The following is a 25,140-nucleotide window of genomic DNA, read 5'->3' on the forward strand; positions in this document are numbered from 1 at the left end:
CAATCCCTTAGAACTGGTCTTTGTTGAGCTTGGTGAAATGCTCGTGGGTGTTCTCCGGGCTGTGGTGCTTGGCATCGGCCGCACGGCTTTGCTCGGCACCGGCCCACAGGCGCTCCAGGTCGTAGAACTGACGCGCCGAGGCAGTCATCATGTGCACGATCACCAGATCGAGGTCGAGCAGTACCCAGTCGCTGTCGCCCTTGCCTTCTTCGCCCAGCGGCTTGGCGCCCTGCTTTTTCACTTCCTCACGGACCTTGTCCAGCATCGCGTTGATCTGGCGATTGGAGGTACCGGTGGCGATGATCATGTAGTCAGTGATGCTCTGCTTGTCGCGCACATCGATGATCTGGATGTCCTGGGCCTTGACGTCTTCCAGCGCGGCGACGGCAATCTTGACCAGTTCGTCGCCCTTGAGCGGCTCGTTGGTGTTGACGGCTTCCGGCAGTGGTGCGCTCTTGAACGTGCCTTTGCGCTTTACTTTCGGTAGATCTTTATCAGTCATATGTAACTCGTTTTGCTCATGTATTCGGCGGCTTGGGGATACGGTGATCCGTATCGGTGAAGCACGCCTTGTTCAGTTCGACGCACGGTACAGACCGTGCGCATCGATGTAGGCCAGGACCGCGTCGGGCACCAGGAAACGTACCGACTTACCGCTGGCCAGCAGTTGACGGATCTGGGTGGCGGAAACCGCGAGCGGTGTCTGCCAGACGAATGCAATCTGTCCGCTCGGCCCTTTCAGGGCCAGCGGGTCGCTCACCGAACGCGCTGCCAGCAGGTTGCGCAAGGCATCCGGCGGTTCGCTGTCGGCGTCCGGGCGCTGTAGCACCAGGATGTGGCAATGCTGGAGCAACTCTTCCCAGCGGTGCCAAGTGGGCAGGCCGCAAAATGCGTCCCAGCCCAAAAGCAGAAAAACCTGGGTCTCGGCGGGCATCTCTGCGCGCAGCGACTCCAGGGTATCGATGGTCCAGGACGGTTTGTCCCGCTGCAATTCGCGGGCGTCCACCACCAACGGCGGCAATCCGGCCACCGCGCACTCGACCATCGCCAGCCGGTCCTGCGCCGACACCTGCGGCGTACCGCGATGTGGCGGCCGCGCGTTCGGCATCAGGCGCAACTCGTCCAGCGCCAGCGCTTCGACAACTTCCAGCGCGCCACGCAAATGGCCGATATGCACCGGGTCGAACGTACCGCCCAGCACGCCAATGCGTTGCGGGCGCGACTCGCTGCCGGTGTGCGGCGCTGTCAGGTCGAGGTCGGTCAAGTCAGACCGTCGCCTGGCCGCGCAACTGGCCATCGCCGACCACGATGTACTTCTCGCAGGTCAGCCCCTCGAGCCCTACCGGGCCGCGGGCGTGCAGCTTATCAGTAGAAATGCCGATCTCGGCACCCAATCCGTATTCAAATCCATCGGCAAAGCAGGTCGGCGTGTTGATCATCACCGAGGCCGAGTCGACTTCCGCCACGAACCGGCGGGTGTCGGCGAGGTTTTCGCTGACGATCGAGTCGGTGTGATGGGAGCCATAATGGTTGATGTGTTCGATCGCCTGCTCCAGACCGTCGACCACGCGGATCGACAGAATCGGCGCCAGGTACTCGGTGTGCCAGTCGTCTTCGCAGGCCGCGACCGCTTCGATGATCGCCCGGGTGCGCTCGCAACCACGCAGTTCGACGCCTTTGTCGCGGAACTGCGCGGCCATCGAAGGCAGGAAATCCCTGGCAACAGCCTGATCGACCAGCAGGGTTTCCATCGCGCCGCAGATGCCATAACGGTAGGTCTTGGCGTTGAAGGCGATGCTTTGGGCTTTGGCCAGATCGGCATGTTCACTGACGTAAACGTGGCAGATGCCGTCCAGGTGCTTGATCACCGGTACGCGAGCATCGCGGCTGATGCGTTCGATCAGGCCACGACCGCCACGGGGCACGATGACGTCGACGTATTCCGGCATGCTGATCAGCGCGCCGACGGCGGCACGGTCGGTGGTTTCGACCACTTGCACCACGGCGGCGGGCAGTTCGGCCTCGGCCAGACCGCGCTGAATGCACGCGGCAATCGCGCGATTGGAATGAATTGCCTCGGAGCCACCGCGCAGGATGGTCGCGTTGCCGGACTTCAGGCACAGACTGGCGGCATCGATGGTCACGTTCGGACGGGATTCGTAGATGATCCCGATCACGCCCAGCGGTACACGCATCTTGCCGACCTGAATACCCGACGGACGGAAGCTCATGTCGCGGATCGCACCGACCGGATCCGCCAGTGCAGCAACCTGACGCAAGCCGACGATCATGCCGTCGATGCGTGCCGGGGTCAGTTCCAGACGCTCCAGCAGCGCCGGCTCCAGACCGTTGGCGCGACCGGCAGCCAGATCCAGCTCATTGGCGGCGGCCAGCTCGGCGCGCGCAGCGTCCAGAGCATTGGCGGCAGCCTGCAAGGCGCGGTTTTTCTGCGCGGTGCTGGCGCGACCGATGACCTTGGAGGCAGCGCGGGCGGCGCGACCCAATCGGGTCATGTAGTCAAGAACGGACTCAGTCATGGTCTGCTGGGGTCTTGGCAAAGAGGAAAGCGGCAGATTATAGCTGTCGCGTCCCGGGACTAACAGCGGTGACGGGCGGATGGTCGAAATGAGCTGCGTTTGCCCGTCGTTCAGACGTAATTAAGCTCAGCGTTGTTATCATCACGACCTCTTGAGCCTGGATCAACCTTGCCCATCATGACCAACGTGCCCCTTTGCCCCGAGTCCGCGCGCCTGCCCGTGGGCCTGCCGGACAGTTTTTTCGACCGCGACGCCCAGGTGCTGGCGCAGGCGCTGCTCGGCAAAGTCATCCGCCATCGCGTCGGCGATCTGTGGCTGAGTGCGCGAATCATCGAAACCGAAGCCTATTACTGCGCGGAAAAAGGCAGCCACGCCTCGCTCGGCTATACAGAAAAGCGTAAGGCTTTGTTTCTGGATGGCGGCCACATCTATATGTACTACGCACGCGGCGGTGATTCGCTGAACTTCAGTGCGCAGGGGCCGGGCAACGCGGTGCTGATCAAATCCGCCTATCCGTGGGTCGATGAAGTGAGCGGTCCGGCGAGTCTGGCGCAGATGCTGCTGAACAATCCCGATGCCCAGGGCCGACCGCGTCCGACACAGAAGCTCTGCGCCGGACAGACCCTGCTGTGCAAGGCGCTGGGTTTGAAAGTGCCGATGTGGGACGCCAAGCGTTTCGATCATGAACTGTTGCTGGTCGAGGACCCGGGACCGCCACCCGCGCAGATCATTCAAACCACCCGGTTGGGCATTCCGCTGGGCCGTGATGAACACTTGATGTATCGCTTCGTTGACGCTGCGTATGCGCAATGGTGCACGCGGAACCCGCTGCGACGGGGTCAGGTCGAAGGCCGGGATTATATTTTGCTTCCCGTAACCGACGCCGCATCCGTCAATGAATGATGTCCCTCCTGTGGGAGCGAGCCTGCTCGCGAAGGGGTCGTGCCAGCCAACGCTTCTATCGTCTGACACAGCGTATTCGCGAGCAGGCTCGCTCCCACAGGTCAGCAGTCAACCGCGTAACAATTACTTAAAGAATGAATGGAGTTTTTCTGTATGGGCCCATGGCTCGATAGCATCACTGGATGGCTCGGCGCCAATCCGCAGTGGTTGGCCGCAGCGGTGTTCATCGTTGCGTGCGTGGAGTGTCTGGCGATCGCCGGGCTGATCGTGCCGGGCACGGTGCTGTTGTTCGGCGTGGCGGTACTGGCCGGCAGTGGCGCGCTGTCATTGAGCGAAACACTGTTGCTGGGCTTTCTTGGCGGCATTCTTGGCGATCTGATGTCGTATTTCCTTGGCCGCCATTTCCACCAGAACATCCGCCGCCTTCCCGGGCTGCGCCATCACCCCGAATGGATGGCCGGCGCCGAGTCGTACTTCCAGCGCTATGGCATCGCCAGCTTGCTGGTCGGGCGTTTCATCGGCCCGCTACGACCAATGCTGCCAATGGTCGCCGGGATGTGCGACATGCCCTTCCCGCGTTTTTTCGCCGTCAGCCTGTTGGCCGCTGCTGGCTGGAGCCTGGCTTATCTGCTGCCGGGCTGGGCCACCGGCGCGGCGTTCCGTCTGCCATTGCCTGAAGGGTTCTGGCTGGAGGCCGGGATTGTCGCCGCCAGCATCGCGGTGATGGTCGGCCTGAGCGTCAACAGCAGCGTGCGCCGCCATCGTCGCGCGACAATCTGGATCGGCGGCATGAGCCTGCTGATCCTGATCGGTCTGTTCATCGGCTATCCATACCTCACCGCGCTCGACAACGGCGTGATGACCCTGGTGCAGGAGCACCGCCAGCCAGCGCTGGACGAAATCGCCGTGACGCTGACCCTGATCGGCGAATTCCGCAACATGCTGCTGTTCAGTGCCCTGCTCGTCATTCTGCTGGTGCTGTGCAAGCAGTGGCGCCAGGCAATGTTCGCGGGCGCCACCATGTTGGTCACCGCAATGGCCAATACCGGAACCAAGTATTTTTTCGCCCGGGTGCGCCCGGAAGTGCTCAGCGATCCATTGACCACCTACAGCATGCCCAGCGGCCACGCTTCTGGCGCATTCGCCCTGTTCCTGACGCTGGGTGTACTCGCCGGACGCGGTCAGCCGCCGCGCATGCGCCTGACCTGGCTGCTGATTGCCTGCATCCCGGCACTCTCTATCGCCCTGTCGCGGGTGTATCTGGGCGCGCACTGGCCAACCGACATATTGGCCGGGGCGATGCTCGCCAGTTGCGTGTGTGCTGCGATGCTGTGGTTGAGCCAACGTCAGGCGTCCCTTAATGCAATGCCGTTCAAGATCTGGTGGCTGATCCTGCCATCGATGGTTGCTCTGTTCGGCTTCTTCGTACTGCGCCACTTGCCACATACATTGTTGCGTTACGCCTACTAAAACAGACAACTCACAAGCCAGATTTTTTATACGCCGCTCTTTTGGAATATTCCGACAAGAGCGGCGTTGATTACCTACGCAAACTTCCCCTCCTGCGGTTAACTTTCCTGGTTATAAAACCGACGTTTCCGCATTCCCAATCGACGCCAAACTAGCGTTACATAGTCCAGCCGGAACACGGTGGCGAAGTATTTCGCGCAATAGAAAATCCGTGAATTCAATCCGCCCGGCTTGAGCACTTGCCAACAATCAATATTTATCCGGACCCGGCATTGAAGTTCTGCCGAGGCATTTATCAATTCATTCTTTGTCGAGTTATTCATGAGTCCAAAGATACCCCGCAAGACGCCTGTTACAACGCCGCATCAAACTGATCCGCACGCACCGGCACCACATCGCCCCTTGATCGATGCCAGCGCCGTTGAAATATCGAGAAGGACCGGTGGTCACGACCAGGCGCTGCACGCAACAACTTCCGGCAGCCCCCTCGCCGATGCAAACCCGAGACTTCCGGCGATCGAAATCTTTCAGTTACCGGCACACGGCGCTTATCGTTCTGAACATTCCACTTCAATAACCGATTACTGGTTGTCAGAGGCTTTTCTGCGTGGGATGAAGCCCGCTGACCCCGATGGATTTCGCTGGGTCGTTGGCAGAAAGTTCGTCGACGTCGAATATCAGGGCGCTTTGCAAACCACTCACGTCGGCGTGGATGAAACCGGCGCATGGCGCAGCAAGTTGCTGACCGAGCGCGTGCCCTCCGGACCGCTTTTGTATAAAAACGCAGACAGCCCCACCTGGCGCCTGACCGAACAACCCGCGCCGAAGCGAGCACGGCTCGCCCCCGCGACAACGCCCATCAATCAAAGCCGTTACAGTCCATCGGGGCGTTCGCCGGATGCTCAGGGTTACTACGAAATGCATCCGCTTTTTGCAGCGCGCACAGACGCCCCCCTGTTCGCCTTCAGGGATTCATTTGGCAATTTCATTCCGGTAGATCCTCCGTCGGGCGGATTCGCGGCGTCGCCGACCCACCTCAAACAGTGGACCGATCATGAGATCTGGCAGCTATATGGCTTGCAGGGCCAGGACATCGCGCGCTTTCGTGTCGAAGCTCAGGCCAGCGGCATGCCGCCACAGTGGGCACATCCCACAACCACCGGAAATCCGCTGACCGATCTGCTGCGCGACTCACTGCGCTGGCTGCATCCGCAGATGAGCCGTGCAGAGCGCGAAGCCTTTCTGCAATCGTTCAATCTGCTGCCCAGGCAATTGACCCGCTTGCAGCAGGAGATGAGCGACCATCTGGCGATTCCAGCCTGGGCACTGGCGCACAAGCGCCTGTTGGATGACATCACCCACCCGCAACGCTTTGAGCAATTGGCCACAGATGCGGTCGAGCAGCTCAACCTCAAGCACAATGCCCGCCACGACTGGTACGACGCCGAACAAGGCCTGACCCCCGAGGTCCGCGAAGCGCTGTTGAAACAGCTCGGTTACCTGCGCAACAAACACAATTGCCTGTATCGCACGGACATCCCGGCACTGTTTCGCGGTGACGAGCGCACGCCGTTCGAGCTGGCGAATGACGGCACCATGCTGCCCCGCTACCACCACAAACCCGGCGCCACCACGCACAAGCCGATCAGCGCGACGTTCAGTCTCGAGCAGGGCCAGATGTATGCCAGCGCCCCCGATCCCGCATACCTGCGTTTCAACAGCCAGACCCATAAATATCCGGGACGCGACGCGGGTGACAGCAGCTCAGACAGCGGCGCAAGCGACGCCGATGATTCAAGCAGTTCCTCATCCGACTGGTCTGATCCTGAGAGCCCCGTCGCCTGGGATCACGAGCGGGGTTATCGGTCCTCACGCACGCGGCAGACAGAAATGTTCATGTACGCCCTCGACACGCGCAATCTGGAAGTCGTCCCGCACGAAGAGAACATGGCGTTCAATTCCGCTGCGCGTGAGAACCCGCCGACCTGGTTTCCCTCCGACGATTTCGAGGGGCTGATTTCGGTCACCCGCAGCGGAGTTCCAGCCGAGCGTATCTGGTTGCTGAACACAGACCTGAGCAAAGGCGCCAGGGTCGCAGACATCAAGGAACAGGCCGGCGCGGACGCTGAGCGCATCGAGGCGGCGACCCATGCCGGGCACGCCAACAAATTCCAATACGACCGACTGATCGACAAAGTGGAAGCGGCAGGACTGCCAATCCTCAGGCTGTCAGGCAATAAAAACGAGTTTGCATACGACATCGCCTGGCCCTGAACCGGGCACGCCCATACAACGCCGGAGAGGAGACCGGCATCCTCATGCACACCATTAAAGGATTAATACGTGTCGAAACTCATCGTCCCTGCGACCCATATCGCCCACGTTCGCGCACTTGAAGTTACCCCCATCGACGTCTCGGCGAATCCCCATGCCCCGCCCACCCATATGCGCAATCAGACGCAGGCGCCTGACATTGATCCGTCGCTTCGCAAAACCCTCAAAGCCCTGGACAAGCATCTGGGCCTGCTACGCATCGGTGAGATCATGATCAGTCGGGTCGAGCTGCAATCGCTGGGGGCGACCATTGACGGTCAACCGGTCAGTGCGGCGAACGCCCACATCAAGAGCGTGGATCAGGCATTTCTCGACGGACTCAATTTTCAATCGGCGCAGGTGCAGTCGCGCTTGCAGGCCGTGGATTGCCCAGACAATGACATGGCGGCAATGCTGTTTTACGAAATTGCCTGCAAGCGCTCGGTGGATGCCGGCCCACTGTTCATCAGTGATAGGCCGCTGGTTTCCGGCAGCGCCATGGATCGCCTCAACAAGCTGGGCAAGGCTGCGCAAAAGCTGGAAATCCACCGTGCGGACGCGTTTGAAAACGCACCGGGCTGGATCAACAAGAGCAAAAGCTATTTGATGAGCGGCGCGGGAGTCGGCATGCAAGCCTTTGGCATCTACAGCAGCTACATGGCGCTGACCGATGCGATCAAGAAAGGCGAGGCACTGGAAATGCTGTACTACGGCGGATCCATCGCTGCAGAACTCGGCTCGCTGATCATCGAGCAGGGCCTGACCAGAACAGGCCAGGCGATGCTGACTCAGGGCAGCAACGTGCTGAGGGGTTTTGCGCTGACCTCAATCGGCAAATACATGAGCCGTGGTGCGGGACTGTTCGCCAGCGCGATTACCTTGCCGTTCGACATCGTTGACGCGATCAAATCCTTCAACGCCGCCGCCGCAACATCGGGCAAACAAGCTCAGGATCATTATTTCAGCGGTGCCCTGAGTGTAGCGGGCGCGGGTATCAGCCTGGTGCTGGGCGTCGCCGCGCTGGCCGGCTTCGGCAGCGTTGCCGGCCCGCTCGGCCTTGCGGCCGCTGCGCTGCTCATCGGCGGATCGATGATTTATCAGGCCGCCAGGGTCGTCGACGATATCGACGACTACATCGAACTGACGACACTCGAGCGTCTGCGCTCGGGATGGTTCGCCTTCACCGGCAAGGAACTGGACACCGAGGTGATGGATCGCTTCAAACTGTCCAGGCTTTACAGTGACTATGGAAAACAGCTCGAACTGTCGGCGAAAGACATGCTGGCCGGTGCTTACAAGGACTCCATCGCACAGGTAGTCAATGGCGCGTTTCGCGCTGAACTGCGCCCTGTCGAACTGTGGCGTTACCAGTGGGACGAAAGCGCCGGGCAGTTGCCGTTCAGACTCGACAGCCAGGCGGTGATCGTCGGCGGCGACGATGCAGTCGACGCAAGCCTCGGATTACCCGACAACCTCAAAGGCATGGTCAGCGGCAGCCCAGGCGAAGGCAAAGGCGTGTTCTGGCGCCTGGGTGATGGCAACGACCGCGTGGTTGGCGTCAAGGCGCGGCCCAACCTCTTCACCTACCGCGACGGCCATAAGGCACTGACGGGCGGCGACACAAATGATGCGTTCTACCAGGAAGTCTCTGATCAGGAACTGGATCGATCGAGCAAACCGCCGCACATCAATGTGCTGGATGGCGGCTCGGGCAACGACCTGGTTGCGTTCGAAGGCGTCCGCCCGATTACCGACACGCGTTACATCGGTCACGACGTCAACCTGCAAACCGGCAAGATCTCTCTTCGCGGCCCGGACTCTGCGAACGACACCCTCGAAGTCGCCCATCTGACCTCCATTGAAAACGTTGCGACCTTGCGCAAAGGCACAAGCACTATCACGGGCAATGACCAGCCCAACCAGATTTCCGCCAACGGTTACGACCGCATCAGCGCCGGCGACGGCAACGACACGATCGCAATCTCTGGTACCGAGTGCACGGTGGAGGGCGGCGGCGGCGAAGATCGCTATTACATCGCCGACACCAATGCACGTACAACGATCATCGAGTGTGGCGACCATTCGAGCCTGATCGAATTCGGCTGGCCGATGGCGGTCATTCAACGCTGGCAAATCATCGGCACCTCACTGGTGGTCAACTCCTTGCGCGGCAGGGACGGCAGCGACCCCGACCATGTGCTGACCCTTGAAAACGTCTACCAGACAGTCAACGGTCAGCGTCAATTGAACAATGCTCGGTGGGTGTTCCGCACTCTCGATGGCTATGAACTGCGCGCGCAACTGCCCACTCGACCTGGTGAAGCGTTGAGTCAGGACATCGAGGTTGCCGTCACTGTCAGCGGACGGCCGGCACCCGCCCCGGCAATCGTCAACGGTGGCACGGTGGCGCTGGACGGTCAGGACGTGCAGCGCCACTTCGTCGCACGTACCGAGCACAGGGTCGAATTCGTCGCCACAGGCAACGCTACCGGCGCCCGTACGATTTACCTGGATTACCAGGACAGCGAGATCGTCGACGTGGTGGTCAGCTATGGCGTGGAATTGCGCCAGGGTGTTTCGGGCAATACGCACCTGACCTACAACAACATCAGCCTGTCGATTCTGCTGCCATCCAAGGTGCTGGCCTTCAAGGGCGTGATCCAGACGATTGCCGCCGCGACGGGCTACAGTGGCCAAAACAGCCTGAAGGTCACGACACCGCTTCTGGCCCGGGACATCATGCTGGTCATGCAGGATGACGTTTCATACCGCGTGCAGGTGCCCGCGTTCGATTACCGGGACGACGCCAGAAATCCCGGCATCCGTGTGCTCAGCTCGCGGAGCTGGTTGAAGCGGCGCAACGGAAAATATCCATTCATCCGTCCGCTGGTCAGCGAGAAACCATCACTGGGCACCCAGAACAGCAAAGTGGTCATCGAATCGCGGCCGCACACCGGGATTTATCTGCTCGAAGGCAAAAGCGCGACCTACGACGTTTATCTCGCCAGCAACAGCATCCTGCGTCTGGCCACACCGGGCGCTGCGGCAAAAACGGCCAATGCATCGAGATGGAATCTGTTCACCCGTGCCCTGACAGAAACCGTCACGCGCGCCGACATTCAGCTCCAGGGCAACCGCCTGCGCATTGCCAGCGTCACGGTGGAGTTGCCGGACATCTTGGATGACACTCCGGTGGAGTCCATTTGTGTGGTGACGTCAGCCGGCAACATTTATGAAGTCTCGCTGCTGTTTGAGGTGTTGCAGCTGTATGTGATCGATGCTCGTGGCTACGCCAGTGTCGAGGCATTGCTGACGGATATCGACAAGCACAAACAGCGCCACGAACTGGCCGCGCGGGTCTACGTCACCCACATCGGTTACAAACCCGAGACAGCGGGCACGCTGGTTTACAACTCGGTGAGCAATCAATGGCGCCTGCTCAATGATCTGCAAGAGCGCGTCGACCGCGAAGGTCTGTTCATCCCGGTCAACATGAGCTGACGGTGCGCTGCCGGTTTCAACATCGTGTCAGGGTGGGCCTGCGCTGATCTTCGTTTGCGCCTTGAGTCATGCGTTTTGCAAGTGAAACTAGGCGAACAGTTCGCCCTGCAACTCGTCGAGTAATGCCTGGATCGCATCCAGCCGTTGCTGAGGGTCGTCGAGTTGCAGCAGATCGATCTTGTCTTCTTCGGCGAACGGCAACAGGTAGGCAAGCTGATTGGCCAGTGACTGTTGACCGGCGGCTTCAGTGCCCATGTCCAACGCTTCGACCATCGGGTGTTCGGCCAGCGCCTTGAGCAGCGCGACCAGATCGGCGTCCTCGTCCTGCAACGGTTGCTCGGGCTCATCGTCCAGCCATTCGACGTCGGCGACGATCAACTGATCGCGCTGCACTTCGGTGCGCAACACCGTGAAACGCCGCCCGCCCTGGATACGAATGCCGAGCAGGCCGTTGTCCTGTTGCTGGAAATCGGTGATCCGCGCTTCGCAGCCAACCAGCGCAAAACCTTCCGGCGCGACGCCGACTTCGCTGCCCTCAAGGATGCACACCACCCCGAAGCCGACGCCCTGTTTCATGCAGCGGCCGATCATGTCGAGGTAGCGCGCCTCGAAGATCTGCAGATCGAGGTTGCAGCCGGGGAACAGCACCGTGTTCAGCGGAAAAAGCGGCAGACTCATAGACATTTCCTTACACCACCATCGACACCGCCAACGGCAGGAACACCGCCGTGGCCACACCCATCAGACTCATTGCCAGCGCGGCGAACGCGCCGCACTCATCGTTTTCCTGCATCGCCACCGCCGTGCCGACCGCATGAGCGGTCATGCCCAGCGCCATGCCGCGCGCTTCGGGGCTATGCACGCCGAGGCGGGTCAGCAGCGCCGGGCCGAAGATCGCGCCGATGACCCCGGTGATCAATACAAACACCGCTGCCAGCGCCGCCACACCGCCGATCTGCTCGGCAACCAGCATGGCGATCGGCGACGTCACCGATTTAGGCGCCATGGTCATCAGGATCATGTGATCGGCACCGAACCACCAGCCCAGCGCCACGCCCATGCCCGTTGCGACCACCCCGCCTATCACCAGCGTAGTAAAAATCGGCCAGAACAATTGCCGGATGCGCCGCAGATTCAAATAGAGCGGCACCGCCAGCGCCACCGTGGCCGGCCCCAGCAGAATGCTGAGGATTTCGGTGCTCTTGCGATACTCCGCGTAGGTCAGGCCGCAGCCGACCAGCACACCGATCACCAACAACATGGAGACCAGCACCGGTTGCAGAAAGATCCAGCGGGTTTTCTCGAACGCCGCCAGCACCAGTTGATAGGCACCGAGGGTGATGCCAATGCCGAACAGCGGATGGTGAATCACCGACGCCCACGCGCCTTGCCAGTCGAACAGCATCAGGATTCCTCCGCCGGCGGCGCGTGACGTTTGACCAGCCGCTGCATGAGCACGCCGGCAAACGCCATCGACAGGATCAGCGAGACCACCAGCGCGCCGACGATCGCCCAGAAATCGGCGGCAATCGCCGTGGCATACACCATCACGCCCACCGCCGGCGGCACCAGCAGCAACGGCAGATAACGCAGCAGGCTGCCCGCTGCCTGATTCAGCGGCTCGCCGACTTCACCGCGAATGATCAGGAACACCAGCAACAGCAGCAGCCCGATGATCGGCCCCGGCAATATCGGCAACAGCAAATGATTGAGCGCCGTGCCGAGCAGTTGGAACAGCACCAGCAGGGTCAGGCCACGTAACAACATCTGACATCTCCGTCTTCTATTTCACCCAGCAGGGGCTCGGCATTATAAGCATGCCGGCGCTATGGACCGGCATTCGCCAAAAGCATGGTCGGTTGACCTGAGCAAATCGCCATGATGATCTACAGTGGTTCGCAGGCCGGTCAAATCCGCCCCCTGAAAAACTATAAAACCGATGAACCCAAGGAGAGTCTCAATGCCCTATGTTCCCGTTGCAGAGCTCAAAGATTATGTCGGCAAGGAACTTGGACGTTCCGAATGGCTCACCATCGATCAGGAGCGCATCAACCTGTTCGCCGAAGCCACTGGTGATTTTCAGTTCATTCACGTCGATCCGGTCAAGGCTGCGCAAACGCCGTTTGGCAGCACGATTGCCCATGGTTTCCTGTCGCTGTCGCTGATGCCGAAACTGATGGAAGACATCCTCGTGCTGCCCGAAGGCGTGAAGATGGTCGTCAACTATGGCCTGGACAGCGTGCGTTTCATCCAGCCGGTCAAGGTCAATTCGAAAGTCCGACTGAAGGTCGACATGGTCGAAGTGACCGAGAAAAAACCCGGCCAGTGGCTGCTCAAGGCCACCGCGACACTGGAGATAGAAGGCTCGGACAAACCGGCCTACATCGCCGAGCCGCTGTCACTCTGCTTCGTCTGATCATCCCGGATGCGAAGCAGCGCACGCTGTTTCGCGTCACGTCTGTATATATGCGGCGCATAGCTGCGGCATACTCGGTCGCCTAATTGCCCGGATCCCGCTATGCGCTCAATCGCTCGACTTGCACCCCTTGCCCTGACCCTGATGCTCACCGCTTGCGGCGACGGCGAATCGCTGTTGCCGCCGGATGCGCGCCTGCCCGATGGCGGACGCTATCGCGGTGAACTGGTCGACGGCTTGCTGCAAGGTCAGGGCCGCGTCGACTACCCCAACGGCAGTTGGTACGCCGGAGAGTTCGACAAGGGTCAGTGGCACGGGCAAGGCGAATGGCATGGCAGCAACGGCGAGGTCTATCGCGGCCAGTTCCAGCAAGGTCTGTTTGATGGACAGGGCAGCCTGAGCACCAATGCCAGCAGTTATACCGGTGGTTTCAAGCAGGGCCGGCGCGATGGCGAAGGTACGCTGAAAGAAAACGGCATGACCTATCGCGGCGAGTTCAAGGCTGACCAGTATTCCGGCCTCGGCCGCCTGGAAATGGACGACGGCAGTTCCTACCAGGGCCAGTTCGCCCACGGCAAACCCAACGGCGAAGGCCAGCGCGGCGATGCCAGCGGCAATTCGTTCACCGGCCATTTCGTCAACGGTCAACTGGAAGGCAACGGCACTTACAACAGCGCCGACGGCGATATCTACGTCGGCGGCTTCAAGAACAATCAATTGCACGGCAAAGGCCGCTACGAGAACGCCGACGGCGACGTCTGGCTCGGCCAGTTCAAGGAAGGCGCGCTGACCGGCAAGGGCGAACTGATCGGCGCTGATGGCAGCCATTACATCGGTGTGTTCAATGACTGGCGCTTCACCGGCCAGGGCCGTTTGAACCTTGCCGATGGCAGCTTCTACATCGGCGGCTTCGACAACGACAGCTATTCAGGACGCGGTACTCTGGTGCTGACCGATGGCAGCGTGCTCAGCGGCACCTGGATCAACGGCCAACGCGTACGCGACGCCGACGGCAAATTACTCCCCGACACTCTCGAACTCGGTTTGCTCGCCCAGGGTCGTCTGCTCGACGAGGCACTGGCGGCGATCCCCGCTTCGACTCCGGCAGTCGAGTTGTACACCCTGACCCTCGGCGGCGACGGCAAGCAAAGCGTGTTCCTGCGTGAATCCGATTACGTCGCCAACATGCTCAGTACGCGCTTCGGCGCCTACGGCCAGATCCGCCTGGTCAATCATCGCGATCATCTCGGCGACCGGCCGATGGCCACCCGCGAAAACCTGCGCCGCGCCGCGCAAGCCCTTGCCGAACGCAGCGGGCCGGAAGACCTGCTGTTCATTTATCTGACCAGCCACGGCACCGCCGAACATGAACTGGTGCTCGATCAGCCGCGCATGGAGCTGGCCGACCTGCCCGCCGATGAACTCGCCGCCGTGCTCGCGCCGCTGAAGCATCGCGACAAGGTCATCGTGATTTCCTCGTGCTATTCCGGTGGATTTATCCCGGCGCTGAAGGACGAACGCACGCTGATCATGACTGCCTCGCGCGCCGATCGGGTGTCGTTCGGTTGCTCGGAAGAAGCCAACTTCACTTATTTCGGCGACGCGCTGTTCGCCCAGGCGCTGAATCAGACCGACGACCTCGAACAGGCATTCAAACTGGCCAAGGCCACCGTTGCCGAACGCGAGCTGGCCGACGGTTTCGAAGCCTCGGAGCCGCAGATCTGGGCGCCGAAAACCGTGCTGTCGCACTGGCAACTGCTGCGCAAACAGCAAGCACGCAAAGCGTTGCAAAGCAGCGCATTGAACGACGCGGCGAAAAAAGGCAACTAAGCTGAACAGTATCAAGGGAGAGACACTATGTACTTGACGCCTCAGCACGTATTGCTTGCCGGAGCCACCGGACTGACCGGTGAACATCTGCTCGACCGTTTGCTCAACGAACCAACCATTACCCGTGTCCTCGCCCCTTCACGCCGGCCGCTGGCCGAGCATCCGCATCTGGAAAACCCGGTCGGTGACCCGCAGGCGTTTCTGCCGCAGCTCAGTGGCCGGGTCGATATCGCCTACTGCTGCCTCGGTACCACGATCAAACAGGCCGGCTCCGAAGAAGCCTTTCGCGCAGTGGATCTGGACATGGTCGTGGCGTTCGCCAAGCGCGCCCGGGAGATGGGCGCGCGGCACCTGATCGTGATCAGTGCGATTGGCGCCGATCCGAATTCCTCGGTGTTCTACAACCGGGTCAAGGGTGAAATGGAACAGGCGCTGCGCGCGCAGAACTGGCCGCAACTGACCATTTGCCGACCTTCGCTGTTACTCGGCGAACGCACCGAACCGCGTCTGGTCGAGCAACTGGCCGGGCCGTTGTCGAAGCTGATTCCGGGCAAATACCACGGCATCGAAGCGTGCCAGTTGGCGCGAGCGATGTGGCGCCTGGCGCTGGAAGAACAGGATGGCGTGCGGGTGATTGAATCGGATGAGCTGCGCAAGTTAGGCAAATAATGCCGGGACTTTGTGGTGAGGGGATTTATCCCCGTTCGGCTGCGCAGCAGTCGTCGCTTTTACAATTTTTTTGGGGGGGCGCTTCGCACCCCAGCGGGGATAAATCCCCTCGCCACAGAGGTTGTGCGACCCCCTACAATCCACCAGTCGCCTGAAAGCCCACGCCAATCACGGTGAGCAACGACAACGGCAACAACAGCGTATCGAGCAACGCGCTGGCCGGCAGGTCCACTCCCGGATAGCTCGGCGCCTCGGCACCGAACCGGTCCATCGCACAACACCCGCCGTTCAACGCATACAAATCCAGCCGCGTCCCGGCATACACCACCGGCGCGCCGGGTTTGGCCGCATCCAGCGTGCGCACGGTAGCGCATCCAGCCAATTGCAGGGCCAGCACAAGCACCAGCAGCTTATTCATCACTGCTCAAGTGATGCTCACCCCAACGCGGCAGCATGTCCTGCGGGATGCCGAGCAGATTGAGGATCCGCGCCACAACGAAGTCGATCAGATCATCGATGGTCTGCGGCTGGTGATAGAAGCCCGGCGAGGCCGGTAGTATCGTCACGCCCAGATTCGACAGCTTGAGCATGTGCTCCAGATGAATGCTCGAGTATGGCGCCTCGCGCGGCACCAGAATCAACTGGCGGCGCTCTTTCAGCGTAACGTCCGCCGCGCGTTCGATCAGGTTGTTGCAGGCGCCGGTGGCAATCGCCGACAGCGTGCCGGTCGAACACGGCACCACTACCATGGCTGCCGGCGCGCCGGAGCCCGAAGCCACCGGCGACATCCAGTCTTCCTTGCCATACACGCGAATCTGCCCGGCAGCGGCGCCGGTGTATTCGGTCAGAAACGCCTGCATCATCTGCGGCTTGTTCGGCAGGGACACATCGGTCTCGGTGGCCATTACCAGTTGCGCCGCCTTGGAGATCAGGAAGTGCACTTCGCGATCTTCGCGCACCAGGCAATCGAGCAGGCGCAAGCCGTACTGCGCGCCCGATGCGCCGGTCATCGCCAGGGTGATGCGTTCCGGGCCGCTGGCTTGGGAAAAAGTGTTCATTGCAGTGCCTCGGCGAGCTTGCCGTGCAGGCCGCCGAAGCCGCCGTTGCTCATGATCACCACGTGAGTGCCGGGCTGCGCCTGGCTCTTCACGCGCTCGATGATGCCTTCCAGCGAATCGCTGACGATGGACGGCACGGTGCATAACGCTGCGGTGGCGCCGAGGTCCCAACCGAGGTTGGCCGGGGCATACCAGATCACCTGATCGGCATCGACCACGCTGTCCGGCAGACCGTCACGGTGGGCGCCGAGCTTCATCGAATTGGAGCGCGGCTCGATGATCGCAATCAGTGGCGCGTCGCCGATGCGTTTGCGCAGGCCATCAAGCGTGGTGGCGATAGCGGTCGGGTGGTGAGCGAAGTCGTCGTAAATGGTGATGCCGCGCACCTCGGCGACTTTCTCCATGCGTCGTTTGACGTTCTTGAACGCGCTCAAACCGGCGATGCCCATCGATGGCACCACGCCAACGTGACGCGCCGCAGCCAGCGCGGCCAAGGCATTGGCGACGTTGTGTTGACCGGTCAATTCCCACTCGACGGTGCCCTGGGACACGCCTTCGAACATCACTTCGAACGCCGAGCCGTCCTCGCTCAGTAGTTTTACCTGCCACTGACCGCCGGCGCCGGTGGTTTGCACCGGGGTCCAGCAACCCATCTCGATCACGCGCTGCAAGGCCGGCTCGGTGGTCGGATAGATAACCAGCCCTTCGCTCGGAATGGTGCGCACCAAGTGGTGGAACTGACGTTCGATTGCTGGCAGATCGGGGAAGATGTCGGCGTGATCGAACTCAAGGTTGTTCAGGATCGCGGTGCGCGGACGGTAGTGGACGAACTTCGAGCGCTTGTCGAAGAACGCGCTGTCGTATTCGTCAGCCTCGATGACAAAGAACGGCGTACCGCCCAGGCGCGCCGACACCGAGAAATTCTGCGGCACGCCGCCGATGAGGAAACCCGGGCTCATCCCGGCATGCTCCAGCACCCAGGCGAGCATGCTGCTGGTGGTGGTTTTGCCATGCGTACCGGCCACGGCCAGCACCCAGCGACCTTGCAGCACGTGGTCAGCCAGCCACTGCGGGCCGGAGACGTACGGCAGGCCTTTGTTCAACACATATTCCACCGCCGGGTTGCCACGGGACATGGCATTACCGATCACCACCAGATCCGGCGCCGGATCGAGCTGTGCCGGGTCATAACCCTGCGTCAGCTGAATGCCCTGGGCCTCGAGCTGCGTGCTCATCGGCGGATAGACGTTGGCGTCGGAGCCGGTGACGTGATGGCCCAGCTCTTTGGCCAACACCGCCATCGAGCCCATGAAAGTCCCGCAGATACCCAGAATATGAATGTGCATAGTCGACCTCGTAAAACATGGCCGCAGGTTAGCGTAGGGAGGGGGAAATGGCACTCTTTAGCTGAAGGATGGAGACGGGTTGGCGGCTACATCTGCGCACGGCTTCAGACCGCAGCCCCTCACCCCAGCCCTCTCCCGAGGGAGAGGGAGCCGATCTCGGTCGCTTTCAAATTTTTAGTTCGGCTCGATATTTCAGGTCGGCGTAAATCGCCAAAACACCTCGGTCAGTCCCCTCTCCCTCTGGGAGAGGGTTAGGGTGAGGGCTTTCAGCTGACACGCCGCTCAATTCCGTGTTTACGCAGTTTTCTATAAAGGGTGTTGCGGCTTACGCCCAGTTGCTGCGCTGTATGGGTCATGTGCCAGCGCGTCTGCTCCAGCGCATTGAGCAATGCAAGACGCTCGGCGTCGTCCAGTGGCTGGGCGGCGATCTGCGCCGCCACCACCGCCGGCCGCGCCTGCCGAATCATCACCGGCAAATCCTCAACGCCGACCCGCCCGCCATCACACAACGCCGCCAGCGTACGCAGGACATTGCGCAGCTGCCGCACATTGCCCGGCCAGTTGAATGCCAACAACGCCTGCCGCGCCGGTTCGTCGATCAGAATCGTTTCGCCCCCTGCCTCCTCGGCCAGCAGAAAATCCAGCAACTGCGATTTATCACTGCGCTCACGCAACGCCGGCAACGCCACTTCCAGCCCGTTCAAGCGGTAATACAGGTCTTCACGGAAACTGCCGTCCTCGACTCGTTCGAGCAAATTGCGGTGCGTCGCACTGATGATGCGCACGTCCACCGCTTGCGGTTCACCGCCAATCGGCACCACTTGCCGATCTTCCAGCACACGCAGCAAACGCGTTTGCAACGCCAGTGGCATGTCGCCGATTTCGTCGAGGAACAAGGTGCCGCCATCGGCCTGTTGCAGCTTGCCGCGCATGCCGTCCTTGCGTGCGCCGGTGAAGCTGCCGCCGCGATAGCCGAACAGTTCGCTCTCGATCAGGCTTTCCGGAATGGCCGCGCAATTGAGTGCGACAAAAGCGTTGCCGCAGCGCTGGCTGGCCTGATGCACTGCCTTGGCGAACGCTTCCTTGCCCGAGCCGGTTTCGCCGTTGATCAACAGCGGCACGTCGCGCTCGAACACGCGCAGGGCTTTGCGAAACTCCGCCTGCAACGCTTCGTCGCCGAGGCAAATGCCGGACAGGCGGGGCGCTGGAGCAGTGATTGGCGTTGGAACAATGGCAGTAGGTTTGCGCGATTCACCGCGCAACACGGCAAACAGATGCCGGCCATCACGGGTGCGCAGCGGCCAACTGGCGCTGGCGTTGGCACTCGCGCGACCAAGCAGGTCATCCAGCGAACAATCGAAAAACGCTTCCACCGATTTACCGAGCAAACCGCCGCGAATATGCCCGAGCAGGTTCAGCGCACTCTGGTTGACTGCGCTGATCCGCCCTTCGCCGTCAAACGCCAGCAGCCCTTCGCTGAACAGGCCGACGGACTCGGCCTGCAGATGGAAACGCAGCAACCACTGATTGTCGAAACAGCGCAGGAAGTAGCAGCTCTCGATCATTTTCGCCGACAGGTTGACCAGCGCCATGGTGTGGAACTGGCTCTGCCGCGAGACGTCCGGCCGCGCCGAAGACACATCGAGTACCGCCAGCAATTCACCATGGGGATCGAACACCGGGCTCGCCGAACAGGTCAGCCCGGTGTGGCGGCCGCGAAAGTGTTCATCCTGGTGAATGGTCAGCGCCTGACGCTCGACCAGGCAGGTACCGATGCCGTTGGTGCCTTCGCAGGCTTCGCTCCAGTCAGCGCCGAGCCAGAGCCCGGCGCGCTCGAAAATCTTCCGTTCGGCCGGCGCGGTGACGCAGTTGAGGATCACACCGCGCGCGTCAGTCAGCAGCACCGCATGGCCGGCGCCGGAGAGTTGTTGATGCAGGCTGCTCATCTCGGTACCGGCGATTTGCAGCACTTGTTGCAGACGTTCGCGACTTTCCAGTACTCGGCCATGCTCAAGCACGGTCGGCGCCATGGTCACAGAAGGATCGAGGTGATAGTCCTCAAGGCAGCGCAGCCACGAACGGGCGATCGATGGATCGGCGCCGGGGCCGTGCAGGTGCGGTTTGCCCTGGGTGACGGTGAGAACCTGGCGGGCATGGCGACTCAAATGGTTGTCGTGCATTTCTTATTGTTCTCCCCGGGGCGCGACGGCCCAAAGCATGAGGTGACGCCCAGCATCCTCCAGCGGCTCCGGCATTGCAATGCTGGCAAGACCGTCCGGTCACGGGCTGTGCCGCAAGCGGTACAAACTGTCACCCGTGCTGTACCGAAACCGTCACAGCGCCCATCCATTCGTCCGAGACAAACCGGCCAAGCCCTTGATTTGCCTGACCTGCACGGCAGTGGCCCGAGCCTTGCTCTACGCTTATAGCAAGCGCACTTGCGCGTTTCTCTAATAAGTACAAAGCCAAGGAGAACATCATCATGCGTTACGCCCACCCCGGTACTGACGGCGCCAAAGTCTCGTTCAAGAGCAAGTACGGCAACTACATCGGCGGCGAGTTCGTCGCGCCGGTCAAAGGTCAGTACTTCACCAATACCTCGCCAGTCAATGGCCAGCCAATTGCCGAATTCCCCCGCTCCACCGCCGAAGACATCGACAAGGCGCTGGACGCTGCCCACGCCGCCGCCGATGCGTGGGGCGCCACTTCCGTGCAGGCACGCTCGCTGATCCTGCTGAAAATCGCCGACCGCATCGAAGAGAATCTCGAACTGCTGGCGATCACCGAAACCTGGGACAACGGTAAAGCCATCCGCGAAACCCTCAACGCCGACATCCCGCTCGCCGCTGACCATTTCCGTTATTTCGCCGGTTGCCTGCGCGCCCAGGAAGGCAGCGCTGCGGAAATCGACGGCAACACCGTGGCCTACCACATCCATGAACCGCTGGGCGTGGTCGGCCAGATCATCCCGTGGAACTTCCCGCTGCTGATGGCCGCGTGGAAGCTCGCGCCAGCGCTGGCCGCCGGTAACTGCGTGGTGCTCAAACCTGCCGAGCAAACCCCGCTGGGCATCTGCGTGCTGATGGAACTGATCGGCGACCTGCTGCCGCCGGGCGTGCTCAACGTCGTGCAAGGCTTCGGTAAAGAGGCCGGCGAAGCACTGGCAACCAGCAAGCGCATCGCCAAGATCGCTTTCACCGGCTCGACCCCGGTCGGCTCGCACATCATGAAATGCGCAGCGGAAAACATCATTCCGTCGACCGTGGAACTGGGCGGCAAGTCGCCGAACATATTCTTCGAAGACATCATGCAGGCCGAGCCGAGCTTCATCGAAAAAGCCGCCGAAGGCCTGGTGCTGGCGTTCTTCAACCAGGGCGAAGTGTGCACCTGCCCTTCCCGCGCGTTGGTGCAGGAATCGATCTACGACGAATTCATGCAGGCAGTGATGAAGAAAGTCAGCCAGATCAAACGTGGCGACCCGCTGGACACCGACACCATGGTCGGCGCCCAGGCATCGGAGCAGCAATTCGACAAGATCCTCTCGTACCTGGAAATCGCCAAGGGCGAAGGTGCGGAACTGCTGACCGGCGGCAAGGTGGAAAAACTCGAGGGCAGCCTGGCCACCGGTTATTACATCCAGCCAACCCTGCTCAAGGGCACCAACAAGATGCGCGTGTTCCAGGAAGAAATCTTCGGCCCGGTGGTGAGCATCACCACCTTCAAGGACGAAGCCGAAGCCCTGGCGATTGCCAACGACACCGAGTTCGGCCTCGGCGCCGGCCTGTGGACCCGCGACATCAACCGCGCCTACCGCATGGGCCGGGCGATCAAGGCCGGTCGCGTGTGGACCAACTGCTATCACCTGTACCCGGCGCACGCCGCGTTCGGCGGTTACAAGAAGTCCGGCGTCGGGCGTGAAACCCACAAAATGATGCTCGACCATTATCAGCAGACCAAGAACCTGCTGGTGAGCTACGACATCAATCCGTTGGGATTCTTCTGAATCAGACGGGGTGAGGCAGTTGTTCCTGCTTCGCCCTCTGGATTGTCTTCGCGAGCAGGCTCGCTCCCACAGGTGATTTATGGTCGTACGCAATCCCCTGTGGGAGCGAGCCTGCTCGCGAAAGCGTTGTGCCATTCAACCCAATGGCTTGGCTGTAGCCGGGCCAATAAAACAATAAAAATGGTGAACCCTATGCCAAGCGAATCCCCGGCCGGCGCTCCGGCGACCGGCTCCTCCGTCGACTTCGAAAAAGTCGGCACCGATTATTTCCAACAACGCGAACTGAAAAAAGGCGCCGCCGGCTGGGTCCTGCTGGTGGGCCTCGGCGTCGCTTATGTGATTTCCGGCGACTACGCCGGCTGGAATTTCGGCCTCGCCCAGGGTGGCTGGGGCGGGATGTTTCTCGCCACGCTGCTGATGGCGACCATGTACCTGTGCATGTGTTTTTCCCTGGCCGAATTGTCGTCGATGATTCCCACCGCTGGCGGCGGCTACGGTTTCGCCCGCAGTGCGTTCGGGCCGTGGGGCGGTTTTCTCACCGGCACCGCGATCCTCATCGAATACGCCATCGCCCCCGCCGCCATCGCGGTGTTCATCGGTGCCTACTGCGAGTCGCTGTTCGGTATTGGCGGCTGGATGATCTATCTGGCGTTCTACATCATCTTCATCGCCATCCACATTTTCGGGGTCGGCGAAGCGCTCAAGCTGATGTTCATCATTACCGCCGTCGCCGCGCTGGCGCTGGGGGTGTTTCTAGTGGCGATGGTGCCGCACTTCGACGTTGCCAACCTGCTCGACATCCCGGTGACCACTGCGGTCGGTGCCAGCCCGTTTCTGCCGTTCGGCTATGTCGGCGTGTGGGCGGCGATTCCCTATGCGATCTGGTTTTTCCTCGCCGTCGAAGGCGTGCCATTGGCCGCAGAAGAAACCAAAAACCCCAAGCGCGATCTGCCGCGTGGCCTGATAGGGGCAATGCTGGTGCTGCTGATGTTTGCCCTGCTGATTCTGATCGTCGGCCCTGGCGGCGCTGGTGCGAATTCGCTGCTGACCTCCGGTAATCCACTGGTCGAAGCACTGAGCAAAGCCTACGGTGGCTCGACCTGGATGGGCAGCTTCGTCAACCTTGTCGGTCTGGCTGGGCTGATTGCCAGTTTCTTCTCGATCATCTACGCCTACTCGCGGCAGATCTTCGCGCTGTCGCGGGCCGGTTATCTGCCGCGCAAACTGTCGCAGACCAACAAGAGCAAGGCACCGGTGCTGGCTCTGGTGATTCCCGGCATCATCGGCTTTGGTCTGTCGCTGACCGGCCAGGGCGATTTGCTGATTCTGGTCGCGGTGTTCGGCGCGACCATTTCCTATGTGCTGATGATGGCCGCACACATCACCCTGCGTATCCGGCGCCCCAAAATGGACCGGCCGTATCGCACGCCGGGCGGCATTTTCACCTCGGGTGTGGCGCTGGTGCTGGCGTGCATCGCCGTGGTGGCGGGTTTCCTCGTCGATCCACGGGTGGTGATCGGCGCCGCGATCATCTATGGAGTGTTAATTGCTTACTTTGCTTTCTACAGTCGGCATCACTTGGTAGCAGGCACGCCGGAAGAAGAATTCGCGGCGATTCAAAAAGCTGAACAAGCCTTGCACTGATTGTCGAAAACCACGGCGCAGAGCTGTTCTGCGCCGTCACGGAGAACGCTGAATGGCCAGTTTTGCTCACACGGTCGGCGCGCAGACTTACCGCTTCGACAGCCTCAAAGACGTCATGGCCAAGGCCAGCCCCGCCCGCTCGGGGGATTTTCTCGCCGAGGTCGCCGCGCTCAACGACGGCGAACGGGTGGCCGCGCAAATGGCCCTGGCGGACATCCCGCTCACCCACTTCCTGCAGGAAGCGCTGATCCCCTACGAAGCCGACGAAGTCACCCGGCTGATCATCGACACCCACGACAAACAAGCCTTCGCCGTGGTCAGTCACCTGACCGTTGGCGGCTTTCGCGACTGGCTGCTCAGTGACGCGGCGGACGAAACCAGCCTGCGCGCCCTCGCCCCCGGCCTGACCCCGGAAATGGTCGCCGCCGTGTCGAAGATCATGCGTGTACAGGATCTGGTGCTGGTCGCGCAGAAAATCCGCGTGGTCACCCAATTTCGCGGCACCCTCGGTTTGCGCGGGCGCCTGTCGACCCGCCTGCAACCCAACCACCCGACTGACGAGCCGTCCGGCATCGCCGCGAGCATTCTCGACGGCCTGCTCTACGGCAACGGCGATGCAATGATCGGGGTCAACCCGGCCACCGACAGCATCGCTTCGATCTGCGCGATGCTGGAGATGCTCGACGCAATCATCCAGCGCTACGACATCCCGACTCAAGCCTGCGTGCTGACCCACGTCACCACCTCGATCGAGGCGATCAACCGTGGCGTGCCGCTGGATCTGGTGTTCCAGTCGATTGCCGGCACTGAGGCGGCCAATGCCAGTTTCGGTATCAATCTGAATGTCTTGCAGGAAGGCTACGACGCCGGGCTCAGTCTCAAGCGCGGCACACTCGGGCAGAACCTGATGTATTTCGAAACCGGTCAGGGCAGCGCGCTGTCGGCCAACGCCCACCACGGCGTCGATCAACAGACTTGCGAGACACGGGCCTACGCCGTGGCGCGACATTTCAAGCCGTTCCTGGTGAACACCGTCGTAGGATTTATCGGCCCGGAGTACCTCTACAACGGCAAGCAGATCATCCGCGCCGGCCTTGAAGATCACTTCTGCGGCAAGCTGCTCGGCGTTCCGATGGGCTGCGACATCTGCTACACCAACCACGCCGAAGCCGACCAGGACGACATGGATACCCTGCTGACGTTGCTCGGCGTCGCCGGGATCAACTTCATCATGGGCATCCCCGGCTCCGACGACATCATGCTCAATTACCAGACCACTTCGTTTCACGACGCCTTGTACGCCCGCCAGACCCTGGGCCTGAAACCGGCGCCGGAGTTCGAACAATGGCTGGCCAACATGGGCATCTTCACCCAGGCGGACGGCAAGGTTCGCTTCGGCAACAACCTGCCGCCGGCCTTCCGCCAGGCCTTGGCGCACTTGGGATAAGTC

At 61.2% G+C, this 25,140-nt stretch carries 20 protein-coding genes; 10 read left to right on the forward strand and 10 right to left on the reverse strand.

What is annotated here, in order from left to right; translation table 11 throughout:
- Positions 1 to 7: 7 nt before the first annotated feature.
- The 3 genes from rsfS to ASG55_RS23005 all read right to left on the reverse strand — a co-directional run bounded on the left by rsfS (position 8) and on the right by ASG55_RS23005 (position 2,537).
- The gene (gene rsfS, locus ASG55_RS22995; RefSeq protein ID WP_016773024.1) at positions 8 to 502 is read right to left on the reverse strand and encodes a ribosome silencing factor; all 495 of its coding nucleotides are present in this window, start codon (positions 500 to 502) and stop codon (positions 8 to 10) included.
- A 72-nt stretch (positions 503 to 574) separates the two neighbouring features.
- Entirely contained in the window at positions 575 to 1,297 is a 723-nt protein-coding gene (gene nadD / locus ASG55_RS23000; RefSeq protein ID WP_024014451.1) for a nicotinate-nucleotide adenylyltransferase, read from the reverse strand.
- Positions 1,266 to 2,537 (reverse strand): glutamate-5-semialdehyde dehydrogenase, encoded by a 1,272-nt coding sequence (locus ASG55_RS23005; protein ID WP_056790655.1) that lies wholly within the window; start codon positions 2,535 to 2,537, stop codon positions 1,266 to 1,268. Before ASG55_RS23005 ends, nadD begins: the two co-directional genes overlap by 32 nt.
- A 177-nt stretch (positions 2,538 to 2,714) precedes the next feature.
- Between ASG55_RS23005 and ASG55_RS23010 the strand changes: the two genes are divergently transcribed.
- The 4 genes from ASG55_RS23010 to ASG55_RS23025 all read left to right on the forward strand — a co-directional run bounded on the left by ASG55_RS23010 (position 2,715) and on the right by ASG55_RS23025 (position 10,724).
- Positions 2,715 to 3,440: a DNA-3-methyladenine glycosylase gene (locus tag ASG55_RS23010; RefSeq protein WP_056790657.1), complete on the forward strand. Its 726-nt coding sequence runs from the start codon at positions 2,715 to 2,717 to the stop codon at positions 3,438 to 3,440.
- Positions 3,441 to 3,593: 153 nt separating this feature from the next.
- The gene (locus ASG55_RS23015) at positions 3,594 to 4,910 is read left to right on the forward strand and encodes a bifunctional DedA family/phosphatase PAP2 family protein (RefSeq protein ID WP_056790660.1); all 1,317 of its coding nucleotides are present in this window, start codon (positions 3,594 to 3,596) and stop codon (positions 4,908 to 4,910) included.
- A gap of 321 nt (positions 4,911 to 5,231) precedes the next feature.
- A complete protein-coding gene (locus ASG55_RS23020; protein ID WP_056790663.1) occupies positions 5,232 to 7,184 on the forward strand; it encodes a hypothetical protein in 1,953 nt (650 codons plus the stop codon).
- Positions 7,185 to 7,253: 69 nt separating this feature from the next.
- Positions 7,254 to 10,724, forward strand: coding sequence for a calcium-binding protein (locus ASG55_RS23025; RefSeq protein ID WP_236708194.1), 3,471 nt, complete (start codon positions 7,254 to 7,256; stop codon positions 10,722 to 10,724).
- 87 nt (positions 10,725 to 10,811) lie between these two features.
- Here ASG55_RS23025 and ASG55_RS23030 read toward each other — a convergent pair whose 3' ends face one another.
- The 3 genes from ASG55_RS23030 to ASG55_RS23040 are packed head-to-tail and all read right to left on the reverse strand — an operon-like array spanning position 10,812 to position 12,491.
- The gene (locus ASG55_RS23030) at positions 10,812 to 11,402 is read right to left on the reverse strand and encodes an LON peptidase substrate-binding domain-containing protein (protein WP_056790666.1); all 591 of its coding nucleotides are present in this window, start codon (positions 11,400 to 11,402) and stop codon (positions 10,812 to 10,814) included.
- Between the two features lie 10 nt (positions 11,403 to 11,412).
- Positions 11,413 to 12,129 (reverse strand): LrgB family protein, encoded by a 717-nt coding sequence (locus ASG55_RS23035; RefSeq protein ID WP_016773013.1) that lies wholly within the window; start codon positions 12,127 to 12,129, stop codon positions 11,413 to 11,415.
- Positions 12,129 to 12,491, reverse strand: a complete 363-nt coding sequence (locus ASG55_RS23040; RefSeq protein ID WP_016773012.1) for a CidA/LrgA family protein — start codon at positions 12,489 to 12,491, stop codon at positions 12,129 to 12,131. Before ASG55_RS23040 ends, ASG55_RS23035 begins: the two co-directional genes overlap by 1 nt.
- 193 nt (positions 12,492 to 12,684) lie before the next feature.
- Between ASG55_RS23040 and ASG55_RS23045 the strand changes: the two genes are divergently transcribed.
- The 3 genes from ASG55_RS23045 (at position 12,685) to ASG55_RS23055 (ending at position 15,639) form a co-directional block, all read left to right on the forward strand.
- Positions 12,685 to 13,140 (forward strand): MaoC family dehydratase, encoded by a 456-nt coding sequence (locus ASG55_RS23045; RefSeq protein ID WP_016773011.1) that lies wholly within the window; start codon positions 12,685 to 12,687, stop codon positions 13,138 to 13,140.
- Positions 13,141 to 13,242: 102 nt separating this feature from the next.
- A complete protein-coding gene (locus ASG55_RS23050; protein WP_056790669.1) occupies positions 13,243 to 14,970 on the forward strand; it encodes a C13 family peptidase in 1,728 nt (575 codons plus the stop codon).
- Positions 14,971 to 14,997: 27 nt separating this feature from the next.
- On the forward strand, positions 14,998 to 15,639 hold the full coding sequence (locus tag ASG55_RS23055; protein ID WP_016773010.1) for an oxidoreductase: 642 nt from the start codon (positions 14,998 to 15,000) through the stop codon (positions 15,637 to 15,639).
- A gap of 133 nt (positions 15,640 to 15,772) precedes the next feature.
- On the opposite strand, the gene ASG55_RS23060 is transcribed toward ASG55_RS23055, so the two are convergent.
- From ASG55_RS23060 to ASG55_RS23075, 4 genes are all read right to left on the reverse strand, one after another.
- Positions 15,773 to 16,057, reverse strand: coding sequence for a YceK/YidQ family lipoprotein (locus ASG55_RS23060; RefSeq protein WP_024014461.1), 285 nt, complete (start codon positions 16,055 to 16,057; stop codon positions 15,773 to 15,775).
- Positions 16,050 to 16,697 carry a flavin prenyltransferase UbiX gene (gene ubiX, locus ASG55_RS23065; protein WP_056790672.1) on the reverse strand — a complete coding sequence of 216 codons (648 nt, stop codon included), beginning with the start codon at positions 16,695 to 16,697 and terminating at the stop codon, positions 16,050 to 16,052. The genes ASG55_RS23060 and ubiX overlap by 8 nt, the downstream gene beginning before the upstream one ends.
- Complete coding sequence (gene mpl, locus ASG55_RS23070; RefSeq protein WP_056790674.1) at positions 16,694 to 18,043, reverse strand: UDP-N-acetylmuramate:L-alanyl-gamma-D-glutamyl-meso-diaminopimelate ligase; 1,350 nt, start codon at positions 18,041 to 18,043, stop codon at positions 16,694 to 16,696. Before mpl ends, ubiX begins: the two co-directional genes overlap by 4 nt.
- A gap of 266 nt (positions 18,044 to 18,309) precedes the next feature.
- Positions 18,310 to 20,223 (reverse strand): sigma-54-dependent Fis family transcriptional regulator, encoded by a 1,914-nt coding sequence (locus tag ASG55_RS23075; protein WP_056790677.1) that lies wholly within the window; start codon positions 20,221 to 20,223, stop codon positions 18,310 to 18,312.
- Between the two features lie 302 nt (positions 20,224 to 20,525).
- Between ASG55_RS23075 and exaC the strand changes: the two genes are divergently transcribed.
- The 3 genes from exaC to ASG55_RS23090 all read left to right on the forward strand — a co-directional run bounded on the left by exaC (position 20,526) and on the right by ASG55_RS23090 (position 25,137).
- Positions 20,526 to 22,046, forward strand: a complete 1,521-nt coding sequence (gene exaC, locus ASG55_RS23080) for an acetaldehyde dehydrogenase ExaC (protein WP_024014465.1) — start codon at positions 20,526 to 20,528, stop codon at positions 22,044 to 22,046.
- 192 nt (positions 22,047 to 22,238) lie between these two features.
- Positions 22,239 to 23,690 (forward strand): ethanolamine permease, encoded by a 1,452-nt coding sequence (gene eat / locus ASG55_RS23085; RefSeq protein WP_024014466.1) that lies wholly within the window; start codon positions 22,239 to 22,241, stop codon positions 23,688 to 23,690.
- A gap of 52 nt (positions 23,691 to 23,742) precedes the next feature.
- Complete coding sequence (locus ASG55_RS23090) at positions 23,743 to 25,137, forward strand: ethanolamine ammonia-lyase subunit EutB (RefSeq protein ID WP_056790680.1); 1,395 nt, start codon at positions 23,743 to 23,745, stop codon at positions 25,135 to 25,137.
- Positions 25,138 to 25,140: the final 3 nt, after the last annotated feature.

The organism is Pseudomonas sp. Leaf434, from assembly GCF_001425545.1.
GTDB classification, from domain to species: Bacteria; Pseudomonadota; Gammaproteobacteria; order Pseudomonadales; family Pseudomonadaceae; genus Aquipseudomonas; species Aquipseudomonas siliginis.

Coding starts and splice junctions, on each gene's coding strand:
- ASG55_RS23045 (WP_016773011.1), top strand. CDS start 12,685: ATGCCCTATGTTCCCGTTGCAGAGCTCAAAGATTATGTCGGCAAGGAA.
- ASG55_RS23050 (WP_056790669.1), top strand. CDS start 13,243: ATGCGCTCAATCGCTCGACTTGCACCCCTTGCCCTGACCCTGATGCTC.
- ASG55_RS23075 (WP_056790677.1), bottom strand. CDS start 20,223: ATGCACGACAACCATTTGAGTCGCCATGCCCGCCAGGTTCTCACCGTC.
- nadD (WP_024014451.1), bottom strand. CDS start 1,297: ATGGCCAGTTGCGCGGCCAGGCGACGGTCTGACTTGACCGACCTCGAC.
- ASG55_RS23060 (WP_024014461.1), bottom strand. CDS start 16,057: ATGAATAAGCTGCTGGTGCTTGTGCTGGCCCTGCAATTGGCTGGATGC.
- ASG55_RS23020 (WP_056790663.1), top strand. CDS start 5,232: ATGAGTCCAAAGATACCCCGCAAGACGCCTGTTACAACGCCGCATCAA.
- eat (WP_024014466.1), top strand. CDS start 22,239: ATGCCAAGCGAATCCCCGGCCGGCGCTCCGGCGACCGGCTCCTCCGTC.
- ASG55_RS23015 (WP_056790660.1), top strand. CDS start 3,594: ATGGGCCCATGGCTCGATAGCATCACTGGATGGCTCGGCGCCAATCCG.
- ubiX (WP_056790672.1), bottom strand. CDS start 16,697: ATGAACACTTTTTCCCAAGCCAGCGGCCCGGAACGCATCACCCTGGCG.
- ASG55_RS23090 (WP_056790680.1), top strand. CDS start 23,743: ATGGCCAGTTTTGCTCACACGGTCGGCGCGCAGACTTACCGCTTCGAC.
- ASG55_RS23010 (WP_056790657.1), top strand. CDS start 2,715: ATGACCAACGTGCCCCTTTGCCCCGAGTCCGCGCGCCTGCCCGTGGGC.
- ASG55_RS23040 (WP_016773012.1), bottom strand. CDS start 12,491: ATGTTGTTACGTGGCCTGACCCTGCTGGTGCTGTTCCAACTGCTCGGC.
- ASG55_RS23005 (WP_056790655.1), bottom strand. CDS start 2,537: ATGACTGAGTCCGTTCTTGACTACATGACCCGATTGGGTCGCGCCGCC.
- rsfS (WP_016773024.1), bottom strand. CDS start 502: ATGACTGATAAAGATCTACCGAAAGTAAAGCGCAAAGGCACGTTCAAG.
- mpl (WP_056790674.1), bottom strand. CDS start 18,043: ATGCACATTCATATTCTGGGTATCTGCGGGACTTTCATGGGCTCGATG.
- ASG55_RS23030 (WP_056790666.1), bottom strand. CDS start 11,402: ATGAGTCTGCCGCTTTTTCCGCTGAACACGGTGCTGTTCCCCGGCTGC.
- exaC (WP_024014465.1), top strand. CDS start 20,526: ATGCGTTACGCCCACCCCGGTACTGACGGCGCCAAAGTCTCGTTCAAG.
- ASG55_RS23055 (WP_016773010.1), top strand. CDS start 14,998: ATGTACTTGACGCCTCAGCACGTATTGCTTGCCGGAGCCACCGGACTG.
- ASG55_RS23035 (WP_016773013.1), bottom strand. CDS start 12,129: ATGCTGTTCGACTGGCAAGGCGCGTGGGCGTCGGTGATTCACCATCCG.